Source organism: Flexivirga sp. G2 (genome assembly GCF_055397625.1).
Genome location: NZ_AP039675.1, coordinates 2,699,298 through 2,711,160, shown reverse-complemented (window position 1 = coordinate 2,711,160; position 11,863 = coordinate 2,699,298). Strand labels below are relative to the sequence as shown.

Genomic DNA, 11,863 nt, shown 5'->3' with positions numbered 1-11,863 from the left:
TCGACCAGCTTTAGGTCCGGATAGTCTCTGCGCCCATGCAGACATCCCGTGTGTTCGACGCGATCACCGACGCCTTCGCCGGCGACCCGCAGTCGAGCGATCCGCTCGACCCGCGGTGGAAGGCGATGACTGATGAGGTGGCCGGCTACACCGGCGCCAACGAACTCGCGGTGCTCAACCTGGCGGCCGCTGCATTGCCCGAGGGCGAGGCATACCTCGAGGTCGGCACCTTCAAGGGCCGGTCCCTGGTCGCCGCCGTGCAGGACAACGCGGGCAAGACGTTCTACGCGATGGAGAACTTCCTGGAGTTCGGTATGGCGGGGCAGGAAGCCCGCGCCGAGCTCGAGGAGAACCTGCAGCGCTTCGGCGGTGGAGCCGACATACGGCTGCTTGAGGGTGACGCGTTCACCCTGATGGCGCAGAACGGGGTGATCGACCGCCCGGTCGGCGTCTACTTCTACGACGGCGAGCACACGCTGCTCTCGCACTACCTGGCACTCGCCGTGGTCGAGCCGCTGCTGGCCGACGAAGCTCTGGTCCTGATCGACGACGCCAGCTGGCCGGTGGTGCAACGCGCCCACCAGCTCTTCCTCAAACGGCGCCCGGGGTGGGAGATCAGCGCCACCTGGGACGCCCAGCACGCGGATGACCCGCGCTGGGCCAACGGGCTGCACGCACTGGTCTTCCGCCGGGTGCCGGGCCGCCGTCGTGGACTGTCCCGGACCGACGAGCAACTGCGCCGCTACCAGACGACGGTGCAGGACCGGGTCAACAAGGTGGCATGGGGCGCGGCCGACCGCTTCCCCGGACCGGTCAAGAAGCTGGCCGGGCTGGTGCTCTCACGCTCGCGGGCTATCGGCAGCGACGATCACTGACTCGTCCGCAATGGCCGTCGCCTGATGCCGGAGCACGACGCGCAGCAGGCCGGACAGCGCGACGACGAGTGCGCCGATGAGGCAGACCCACACGATCTGGGTCGGGGAGTCGTGCCAGGCCGCGGCGATCGCCACGACCTCGGCCACGATGGTCGCCCAGGTCAACGCGCCGAGCCAGCTCGTGTCACTGCCCATCTCGGAGAACAACCAGACCTGCGCGAGCGCCCAGGCGACGCCGAGCACCACGCACAGCAACGCCAGGCCACCGAACTCGCCGTAGTCGGGACCGCCCGCGACGGTGATCCAGCCGCGCGGTGAGATCGCGACGACCGCGAAACCGACCACGCCGATCGCCGCGACCACGCCACTCGCCCGCAGCAGGGTCCGCGTCGGGCGGGCGCCCTGCATGCGCGGCACGATGATCAGCGCGACGAACTGGGTGCCCCAACACATGGCGCGCGCGAACGTCGACGCCAGCGCATAACCGCCCGACTCGTGCGCGGTCAGGTAGTGGCGGGCCAGCAACATATCGACATTGGTCAACGCGACGTATGCCGCCAGCGTGCTGTTGGACCGGATCAGTTCTCCGGCCAGCCGCGCGGTCCGGGGGAGAGCGGCCAGGTCGACACGGCACAACCACGCGCCATACAGGGCGGTGAGGGCGCCGGCGGTCAGCATCGCGGCGAAGACACCGGTGACGTCGGCCGACAGCAACGCGCACACGGCGGCCGCGACGACCCGGGTCAGGGCGTTCGCCAGATAGAGCAGGGAGAGCGCTCGCAGTCGGCCCCGGCCGAGCAGGATCCCCTGGAAACAACCGGTGACCATCATCGGCACGAGCATCCCGCCGAGCAGCACCGCGGCCCAGAACGACGGCAGGTGGAACCAGTGCTCGAGCGCGGGGGAGAGCGCCGCCGTGACCACGAAGCAACCCAGCCCGATCAGCAGGGCCGGCCGGACGGCGCTCGTCGGGCCGTGCGGATCGTCCCCGGACAGCCGTCGTGCGACGACGACCTGGAACACCCCGGCGGGTATGGCGAGCAGCACGCCATACGTGGAAAGCGCTGTGTAGCCACCGAATTCACCGGGACCGAGCGGTCGCGAAAGCAGCATCACGACGAGATAACCGAGCGCGTTCGCCATACCCATCGCGACGCCGAGCAACGCACCCATCGCGGTCCTCGACGAGGGCGCACGACGTCCGTTGGATGTGGTCACGACCACAGAGGTTACCCGCGAGTTAGTATTTGGTTTCCCCGCGCAGCGACCCCCGGGCCTGCGACGGACCGCCGACCACGACCCTGGGAGCCGACCACGTGCGCCGACTGATGACGGGCTATCGGCTCACCGTCTTCGGACTGACCCTCCTGCTGGCAGCGATCGTGACGCTGAACGGCCCCGGGCACTTCTACACCGACATCAAGCCCGAGGTGTATCTCGCGCCGGGCCGGATGATCCGGCAGTACCTCTCGGCCTGGACCGACACGCCCTACCTCGGCTCGCCCAACTTCAACGTCGGCCTGGTGCCCGTGCTGCTGGTCACCGGCGCCCTGCGGGGCATCGGGCTCTCCCCGGAGTGGACCTTCAAGGTCCTGCATTTCGCGATGTGGCTGGCCACGGCATGGGGCACCGCGCGGCTCAGCCGTCGGCTGGTGCCCCTCGCCGGTCAATGGGCGGGGCTCGCGGCCGGCGTGCTGATCCTGGCCAACCCCTACACGATCCAGGCCGGCAGCACACTGGCGATCGCGCTGCCGATGGCGTTGCTGCCCTGGTCGCTGCTCGCCTTCATCAATGCACTCTGGAATCCGGCACCGGTCGCGGACGAGCCGGACGGGGACCGCGTGTCGACGACCGGCGCGGGCGCAGCGCAACGCGAGCGTGCGAGCGTGCGCTGGGCGCGGGCCGCGAGGAGACAGGCGCAAGGGCTCGTCTGGCCGGCGGTCTTCGGACTGCTCTTCTTCGCCATGAGCGGGATGAACGTCGCCATCGTGCCGATCTTCCAGTTGCTCGCGCTGCTGCCGATCGTCTGGGTCGCCCGACGGGTATGGCGGCTGCGCTGGTCGGCGATCCTCGGTGCGACGGGCAAGTGCGCCGCGTTCGTGGTCGGTGTCTCCATCTACTGGCTGGTGCCGGGATTCAGTGCCGTCACGACAGGCAGCCAGATCGTCGACGAGTCGGAATCGCTGACCGGTATCGCGAAGGTCGGTTCCTACCCCGAGGTGCTGCGCGGGATGGGGCTGTGGTCGCTCTACGGCCAGGACAACCACGGCGCGTGGGTGCCGCAGGACGCGGTGTTCCTCACGAGTCCGACGGTCATGGTGCTGACCATGCTGTGGCCGGCGTTGGCGCTGCTGGCGATGCGCTGGCTGCACGGCGCGGCCCGTGTCGTCGTCGGTGCGACCGCGGCGATCGCGGCCGTCCTCATGGTCGGGATGTTCCCCGCCGCCGGGCACCCGTCGTCGCCGTTCGGGATCGTTTTCCACTGGTTCGTCGACCTGCCCGGTATGGCGGCGTTCCGGACCACCAACAAGGTCGGTGCACTGCTCGCGCTCGCCTTCGCGATCGCGCTGGGCGTGGCCGCGGCCAAGGTGCTGCCGAAGCTGATGCGCCGCGACGGACTGGCGCCGCTCGCCGCCGTGTCGGTCTTCCTGCTGCTGGTGTCGTGGACCTTGCCCGCACTGACGAACCGGCTCTACACCTCGCCGATGGACATCCCGTCGTACTGGAAGCATGCGGCGTCCGCGATCGACAAGGGCGACGCGGACTCGGCGGTGCTCTTCCTGCCCGGTCAGACGCGCCCGGCATACCGCTGGACCGTGGACCGCCCGGACGACGTGGCGAACTCGCTCTTCAGCCGGCAGGTGATCCTGCCCGAGACCAGCCCGAACGCCTCGGCACCGGGCGGCAACTTCCTGGCCTCGCTCGACTCCACGCTGGAGAACGGCGTGGTGCCGGCCGGCACCCTCTCGACCTACGCGCGTTACCTGGGTGCCAACACGGTGCTGATGCGCCACGACATCAACTGGGAGGACGCGGGCGGTGTCCGCCCGGCCCAGGTCTCGTCGATCGCCGATGCGGACAAAGGGCTGTACGGCGTCGCCAATTACGGCTACCCGGGGGAGTATGTCGCGGGCGCCACCACCGACGACTCGGCGGTCGAACGGCAGTTGCCGCCGTTGCAGCAGTACGCCGTGAAGGGCGCCGGGAACAGTGTCCGGGTCGAACCGACCGACAGCTCGCTCGTCGTCGCCGGTGACGGCTGGTCGGTGCCGTCGATGGTCAGCGCCGGACTGCTGCGCGACAACCCGAGCTTCCGCTACGCACAGGACCTGTCCACCCAACAGCTGGCCGACAACCTCGGCGGCGATCACGCCCTGGTGCTGACCGACACCAACCAGCGGCGCGACGCCATCCCGAACCGGCTGGCGAACAACCAGGGCCCGCTGCTGGCGGCCGACCAGCCGCTCGGCGTGAGCCGGACCCTCGGCGCCAACCCGGACGACCAGACCGTGCTGCAGCGCTCCGGGGCGCACGTGACCGCCACCGCGCAGGGCGGCGCCTTCTTCGACCTGCCGTATGCCGTGCCCGAGAACGCGGTCGACGGCGATCCGTCCACGGCCTGGCTCTTCGGCGACTTCAACCGTGCCGCCGGCAACCGGCTGACGATCACCGAACCGCAGAAGACCGACGTCGGCACGCTGCGGATCGCGCAGTCGCAGATCGGCAGCGTGCACCTGGACAAGATCACCGTGCGCGCCGGCGGCAAGACGGTCACCCGACGGGTGCCGTCCAGCGGCTACGCCGAGTTCCCGATGGGCAACGTGTCGGCGCGGACGATCACGATCACGGTGGACTCCACCCGCGGCAAGGGCTACAACCTGGTCGGGATCCGGGACATCCAGGGTCTGGGCACGCCGGCGATCCGCACCGCGCGCACCCCACTCACCTTCGACGCGGCATACAAGAAGCTCAGCGCGGCGCAACGGGCACAGTTCGACCGCACCCCGCTGGACGTCCTGCTGACGCGTCAGCAGGGCACGTCGGAAGCCGGCGACGACTCCGAGACCGGGCTGCGCCGGGTGGTCAGCCTGCCGGACGCCCGGACGTTCACCGGGACGGCCGCGGTGCGGGTCACCACGTCCTTCGAGGACGTCTACGACCGGACCGCCGGACTGTCCTCGAAGGCCACGGCGACCTCGTCCGGTTTCTACTTCGGACTCGCCGGCACCCGTGCATCCCTGGCCGCCGACGGCGACACCGACACGGCCTGGCAGCCGGGCGGCAAGCTGAAGGGCGCCTGGTGGCAGATGTCCGGTCCGCGGCGCTCGATCAGTTCCGTCTCGGTCACCCAACAGGCCGGCAGCAAGGGCCGCACCAACAACGCCTACGCCCACCGGGTGACGATCAGCGTGGACGGTGAACCGGTCGCGTCACAGGTCCTGCGCAAGCAGGGCACCACCCGGATCGCCATACCCCCTGTGAACGGGAAACCGTTGCAGGGCAAGGACGTTCGGATGACCATCGACTCGATCGACGGCACCGAGAGTGAGGTGCCGCCCCGCTTCACCACGATCGACACCGGTGCACAGGTCAGCAAACTCGACGGCCTCGGCCCGATCAAGGACGCCGACGGCACCGACCCCCGCTGCACCACCGTCGCGACCGTCGACGGCGCTCCGCTCCGGATGCGGCCGACCGACTCGCTGCAGGGTTCGACCACCCAGGGCAGCACCTGGGTGTCCTGCGGCGATGTCCAGCTGAACGGCGGCAGCCATCGGATCGAACCGGCCGACGGATTCGTCCTGGACGACCTGCACCTGACCGACACCCAGCACGATGCGGCAGCAGCAGTGTCGACCGCGGCCCAGGACACCACGCCCAAGACCTGGTTGTCGAAGAACACCAGCACCCACAAGCAGGTGCACGTCACGACCGACGGTCCCACGGCGGTCGTGCTCGGCCAGAGCGTCGACGCCGGCTGGCACGCCACCGTCAACGGCAAGGACCTGGGCGCACCGGAGACCCTGGACGGCTACTCCGCCGGGTGGACGCTGCCGAAGGCGGGCAAGTACACCGTCGACATCACCTACCGGCCCCAGCTCCGGTCCGACATCGCCCTGGGCGTGAGCATCGTCGTCGTCCTGCTGGCCGTGGCGCTCGCCGTGTTCGCGTTCTTCGGAAAGCTGCGAACCGATCGGCTGCGGCGTGCCGAGGACGACGAGGACGACGAGGACGACGAGGACTCCGACGACCCGAGCGTCGAGGACAACAGGGAGGACAACGGGGACGACGCCAAGGACGGCGGCGGCGAGAGCTCGCACCTCCTCGCGCCGGAGACCGACAGCCGGGAGCGCAGCCTGCACCGGGCGGAGCGCCGCCGGACGAAGCCGGTCACCGGTTTCGCACCGCTGCGGTTCTCCCGGCGGACTCTCGAGATCGGCCTCGTCCTGGTCGCCGCGTTCTTCGTCGGCTGGGCCGGGCTCGTCGCCGGTGCCGCGGTGGTGGGTCTGCTGCGCTGGCGCCGTCATACTCCGGACTGGTGGTTGCAGGTGGCCGGTGCCGCACTGATGATCCTCGCGATGGCCGTCTACCTGCTGGTGCTCGGCGACGCACGCGGCACACTGAGCGCCGACGGTGTGGCGCGCAGCATGTGGCCGCACTGGCTGGCCGGTGCGGGACTGGTCATCGGATTGGTGGGAGTGCTGCGTGACGGCGGCCGTGAAGAAGAGGATGACCGGTGATGACCGAACACCCCTTGGTGTCCGTGGTGGTGCCGACCCGCAACAACGAGCGCACCATCCGGGCCTGCCTGCAGTCGGTGCGCGACCAGACCTACCCGCGTGTCGAACTGATCGTGGTCGACAACCACAGCACCGACGAAACACTCGACATAGCAACCGAACTCGCCGATGTTGCGGTGACGGGCGGCCCGGAGCGGTCGGCACAGCGCAACCTCGGCATCGCCCACGCCGAGGGGCAGTGGGTGCTCTGGCTGGACAGCGACATGATGCTGCCGCCGCGCAGCATCGAGCTGGCCGTGCGGACCGCGACCAGGACTGGCGCGACCGGCGTCGCCCTGCCCGAGCGCACGATCGGCGAAGGGTTCTGGACGGCGTGCCGCGCGCTGGAACGCGAGTGCTATCTCAACCAGCCGTGGCTGCACAACCCGCGGTTGGTGCAGCGTGACTACCTGCTGGGCGAGGGTGGCTTCCACCTGGGGATGTCCGGCCCGGAGGACGCCGACCTGCGGCTGCGGATGCACGCCGAGGGTCGCGGGATCGAGCTCGCCCCGATCGTCGTGGACCACGACGAGGGCAGGCTGACCGTGCCCGACGTGCTCCGCAAGCGGTACTACTACGGACGCAGCATCCCTGCCTTCGCCGGCCGGCACGACGGTGCCGTCGGTGCCCAGGGACGCGCGGTGCTCAAGTCGTATGCCGTCAACTGGCGGCGGCTCAGCCGGGATCCGATGCACGCCGCCGGCATGGTGGTCCTGCGCAGCCTGGAGCTCGTCGGGTATGCCGCAGGGGCCCGCCGGGGACGGCGGGATCGCGCGCGGGTCGGATCGTGACCGGCGCCGACCGCCGCCGGATGCTGTGGGTCTCGCTGCCCGATCAGCGTCCGCGGCGCGAGCTCTACTGGATGAGCCGGATGCCGGGCACCGACGTGACGGCGTTGGCCGCCCAGGAACCGGTCGGTGACATCACCTGGGTGCCGAGCACCTACCGACGCCCGGTCAAGCGGTTCGTCGAGGCCGGCGCGCTGGCCTGGGTGAACGGCCTGGGGGAGCAGGACCCCACGGCATACGACTGGGTGACCACGCTGGAGCTGTGCTCGCTGGTGACGGGGCAGGCGAGCAAGTGGCGGCGTGGCAGCAAGGTGCGCCAGGCGGTGGTCACCTGGGAGAACCTGCCGAACCAGCCGCTCTACAAGATCCCGCCGTACAAGCAGGCGTTCGACTCGGCACGCGACGCGGACCTCTACCTCTGCACGATCGATGCAGCACGAAACCATATGTTGGACAACGGTTTCGAGGATCACAAGATCCGCGTGGTGAAGCCCGGCGTCGACACCACGGTCTTCACGCCGGCCCCTGAACCGACCCACGATCCGGTCGTCGTCTTCTGCTCGCCGCTGGCTCCGAACAAGGGCATCGATCGCGTGCTCGATGCGATGCGGCTGGTGCGCGCCACGGTGCCGGAGGCCCGTCTGCTGGTGGCCGGCAACGGACCCCTGCGCGGCCTCGTGGAGCAGGCCGCCGCCGACCCGGGCAGCGGAGTCGAACTGGCCGGGCAACTCGACGCCCACGGTGTCGCCGAACTGCTCGCGAACGCGGCCGTCTTCTGCACGGCGCCTCGGCCGACCTGGAAGTGGACCGAGCAGCTCGGGTTGGCCTACCTGGAGGCCCAGGCGTGCGGCATACCCGTGGTGACGACCCGGTGCGGCACGAACGACGAAGCGGTGTTGCCGCCGAACGATCTGGTCGACGACGACGTCGAGGCGATCGCCGACGCGCTGGTGACCCAGTTGACTGACCGCGACCGGCGGGTCCGGATCGGTGCCGCGAACCGCGCGCGCATGGTCGCGGACCACGACCTGGTCACCCAATGCGCCCGAATGGGAGCGGCATTCGCCGACATCGAGGCACAGGGAAGCTGATGCTTGAGCGGGTCGGTCAGGCCGGGCGGTCCGGGCGTCGCAGCGTCGGGACGATCGTCGGCCTGCTGTGCGGCCTCGTCGCGCTCGGCCCGTCGCTGGCGCCGGGCTACCTGTTGCACTACGACCTGGTGTTCGTGCCGCGACTCGCGCTGAGCGACCGGACGCTCGGCGTGGACGGTTCGGTGCCGCGCGCCGTACCGAACGACTTTCTGGCGGCCCTCCTGTCACACGTCGTCCCGGGCTGGGTGGTCGAGAAGGCCTTGTTGCTGGCGGTTTTCGTCCTCGTGGGTGCGGGCGTCGGGTCGTTGATGCGCAGCCGGCTGGGGGCTGCCGCCGCCGCATTGGTCGCCGCGTGGAACCCGTATGTCGCGGAGCGGCTGGCGATCGGGCACTGGGGCTACCTGCTCGGCTACGCCTGTGTGCCGTTCCTGGTGACCGCAGCGGCCGCCCTGCGCGAGGGCGCGCCACGCAGCCGCACCCGACTCGGCGTCTGGTTGCTGCTCAGTGCCGCGACCGGATCCACGGGGGCCGTGCTGGGCCTGATCGCCGTCCTCGCAGTGCTGGCGATGCCGTCGGAGACCGCGCCGTCGGTTCGGCGGCGCTTCGGCGAATTCGGTTGGGCTTTGGCGATTTTCGTGCTCGCCAACGCGACCTGGTGGTTCGCCTACCTGTTCCTGGCACCCTCACAGTCGACTGCTCGGGTCGGCGTGGAGGCGTTCATGACCAGGGCCGACACCCCGTGGGGCGTGGTGGGTTCGCTGGTGACCGGTGGCGGCATCTGGAACGAGGGCGTCTGGTTCTCCGAGCGCGATTCCCCGGTCGTCTCGGGCCTCGCCCTGATCGTCGTGATCGTCGCCGTCGTGCACGGCATACGGGAACGGGTATGGCGACAGGGACCGGCGCTGTCCGGCCTCACTGTCGCGGGGCTCGTCGGACTCGTGCTGGCGGCCGCCAGTGCGGTCCCCGGCGGACAGCAGCTGATGATCGCCGTGATCACCGACCTGCCGGGTGGTGGGCTGCTGCGGGACGCGCAGAAGTTCGTCGGGTTGTGGGTACTGCTCGTCGCGGTGCTCGCCGGTCGGCTCGTGGAGCGGGTGCGTGCCGCCGGTGTGACGGCCGGCGCCGAACACGCGGCGGCCCTCGCGATCGCCGCGGTCGTCGCCTGCTGGCCGGTCGTGACGCTCACCGGACTGGCCTGGGGCGCCGGCGGTCAGTGGCGCGCGGTGGACTACCCCTCGTCATACACGGGTATGGCGCAACGCATCGACGCATTGCCGCCCGGCGGTGTCGCGGTCTTCCCCTGGGCGCTCTACCGGCAGTACTCCTTCGACCACGACGTCGTGGTGCTCGACCCGTGGCAGCGGCTGGTCGATCGCGACGCGCTGGTGAACGACGATCTGCCCCTTGCCGGTGGCGTCGTCGTGCCGGGGGAGAGCCCGGGGGCACATCGCGTCACCACGGCGGTGCGGTCCGGGTCAGGTCTGCTGCCGGCCCTGCGCAGCGGTGGCGTGCGCTACGCCCTCGTCCAGACCGACCAGCCGCCCGCCGGCGACATCCGCGCCATCACCGACCGCACCCCGATCGCGTCCGCCGGTGACCTGCGGCTGTACGACCTCGGCACCGCAGGAGTGCGGGCGCAGAGCGACACACCGAACCACACGGGGCCCGTCCGCTACACCGGCTGGGTCCTCGCCGGGCTCGCCGTCCTGGCGGTCGCCGGAAATTCCCTGGCAGATCGACGGCGAGACATTGCACACATTCACTGACTCATGGGTAACATGGGTGTGACCGAGTTCAACGAGAGGGAAGCATGACCGACACGAACAAGAAGCTGCTCTACAACGTGGGTGGAGTCGTCGCCGGTGCAGTTCTCGCAACCGTTGCGATCTTCGGCCTGATCGCGCAGCAGGGTTCTGTGACCCAGCCGCAGAAGTTCTCCTCGACGATCAGCTACAACCAGTAGCTCGACCAGTCGACACCTGACACGCCGAAAGGGCGGTCATCCTCACCGAGGATGACCGCCCTTTCACCATGTGCAGTGTCGGGCAGCTCAGAAGTTGGCGGCGATCGGCTCGTCCTCGGCCTCGACCGCGTCGTTTGCTGTCGTATGGCGGCGTGCCGCGAGGATCTCGTGCACCGACCGGAGTCGGGGCGCGCGGGCGGTCGGTTGTTCGGGCCGGGGTGCGTGACCCAGCACCGACTGCAGCGTCAGCTCCAGCGCCTTGCCACTGCTCTGCCAGTCGAAGCTCAATGCGTGCCGGCGGGCCGCCTGGCCGAAGGTGGTGCGCAGCTCGTCGTCCTGCAGCAGGACCGCGACCTGCTCACGCATCTCCTCCGGAGTGTGCGCGAGCAGACCGGTCTCACCGTGCAGGATCGACTCGGTCGGGCCGCCGGCGTGCGCGAAGGCCAGTGCCGGCGTCTCGTGCAGACCGGCCTCGACGATCGTCAGACCCCAGCCCTCCTTGTGCGACGGCATCAGCATCAGCCAGGACCGGCCGAGCAGCCGGTGCTTGGTGGCGTCGTCGACGAAACCGTGGAAGTCGACCCGGTCGAGGACTCCGCGCGCGGTCGCGTGTCGCACGAGTTCCTCGTGCCAGTACCCGGCGCCGATGATGTCTAGGCGCAGGTCGGGGTGCACCGACGCCAGGTCCGCGAGGATGTCGATCGCGGTCTCGACCTGCTTGTGCGGGACCAGCCGGCCGAGCACGGTCAGTACCGGCGTCCGGTGCTGCGGGTGCATCGGGCCGTGCTCCAGTTGCGCGGGCCGGTCGTTGCCCGAGTAGACGACGTCGATGCGGTCGCGCTCGATGCCCAACTGCATCAGGTCATCCCGACTGGCCTGCGACACCGTCACATAGCGGCTCTTGCGATAGACGCGCGGTGCGACCTTCGACTCCAGGAACCAGCCGAGCCGGGCCAGCTTCGGGCCGAAGATGACATGCCACTGGTCGCGGTGCACGTGGTGCATCACGTTGACGACCGGGCGGCGGGCGAGCAGCGGCGCCCAGAACGGGACGCCGTTCTGGACGTCGATGACGATGTCGAAGTCGTCGCGGTGGCGTGCGGCATACAGCAGGCCGGCGAGGTAACAGGTGAACCGGCCGCCCTGGCGGACGACGTCGACGTCACCGTGCCGGGTGGTGCGCTCGGCGCCGGGGAAGCGGCTGGTGAAGATGGTGACCCGATGACCCAGCTCGGTCAGGACCTCGGCGGTGCGCTCGGTGAACGTCTCCGCACCGCCGGCCTCCGGATTGTCGCGATCGCGCCACGAGAGGTAGAGCACCCGCATCGGCGGGCCAGCCTCGTCGGAACGAGCTCTCACGTGCACT

General features: G+C 69.8%; 8 protein-coding genes. 6 read left to right on the top strand and 2 right to left on the bottom strand.

Going from position 1 to position 11,863, the window contains the following annotated elements:
- The first annotated feature begins 35 nt into the window (after positions 1–35).
- Positions 36–875: a class I SAM-dependent methyltransferase gene (locus tag ACZ50J_RS13165; protein WP_464297607.1), complete on the top strand. Its 840-nt coding sequence runs from the start codon at positions 36–38 to the stop codon at positions 873–875.
- On the opposite strand, the gene ACZ50J_RS13160 is transcribed toward ACZ50J_RS13165, so the two are convergent.
- Complete coding sequence (locus tag ACZ50J_RS13160; RefSeq protein WP_464297606.1) at positions 840–2,093, bottom strand: oligosaccharide flippase family protein; 1,254 nt, start codon at positions 2,091–2,093, stop codon at positions 840–842. The genes ACZ50J_RS13165 and ACZ50J_RS13160 overlap by 36 nt on opposite strands.
- Positions 2,094–2,191: 98 nt before the next feature.
- On the opposite strand from ACZ50J_RS13160, the gene ACZ50J_RS13155 reads away from it, so the two are divergent.
- From ACZ50J_RS13155 to ACZ50J_RS13135, 5 genes are read left to right on the top strand one after another with little or no spacing between them, the layout of a single operon-like run.
- A complete protein-coding gene (locus tag ACZ50J_RS13155; RefSeq protein ID WP_464297605.1) occupies positions 2,192–6,616 on the top strand; it encodes an alpha-(1->3)-arabinofuranosyltransferase domain-containing protein in 4,425 nt (1,474 codons plus the stop codon).
- Positions 6,616–7,446 (top strand): glycosyltransferase family 2 protein, encoded by an 831-nt coding sequence (locus tag ACZ50J_RS13150; protein WP_464297604.1) that lies wholly within the window; start codon positions 6,616–6,618, stop codon positions 7,444–7,446. The genes ACZ50J_RS13155 and ACZ50J_RS13150 overlap by 1 nt, the downstream gene beginning before the upstream one ends.
- On the top strand, positions 7,443–8,534 hold the full coding sequence (locus ACZ50J_RS13145) for a glycosyltransferase family 4 protein (protein ID WP_464297603.1): 1,092 nt from the start codon (positions 7,443–7,445) through the stop codon (positions 8,532–8,534). The genes ACZ50J_RS13150 and ACZ50J_RS13145 overlap by 4 nt, the downstream gene beginning before the upstream one ends.
- Positions 8,534–10,300 carry an MmpA family trehalose lipid delivery protein gene (locus ACZ50J_RS13140; protein ID WP_464297602.1) on the top strand — a complete coding sequence of 589 codons (1,767 nt, stop codon included), beginning with the start codon at positions 8,534–8,536 and terminating at the stop codon, positions 10,298–10,300. Before ACZ50J_RS13145 ends, ACZ50J_RS13140 begins: the two co-directional genes overlap by 1 nt.
- A gap of 44 nt (positions 10,301–10,344) precedes the next feature.
- Complete coding sequence (locus tag ACZ50J_RS13135) at positions 10,345–10,497, top strand: hypothetical protein (RefSeq protein ID WP_325549221.1); 153 nt, start codon at positions 10,345–10,347, stop codon at positions 10,495–10,497.
- Positions 10,498–10,584: 87 nt separating this feature from the next.
- Here the strand turns inward: ACZ50J_RS13135 and ACZ50J_RS13130 are convergent, their stop codons facing one another.
- Entirely contained in the window at positions 10,585–11,856 is a 1,272-nt protein-coding gene (locus ACZ50J_RS13130; RefSeq protein ID WP_464297601.1) for a glycosyltransferase family 4 protein, read from the bottom strand.
- Between the last annotated feature and the right edge of the window lie 7 nt (positions 11,857–11,863).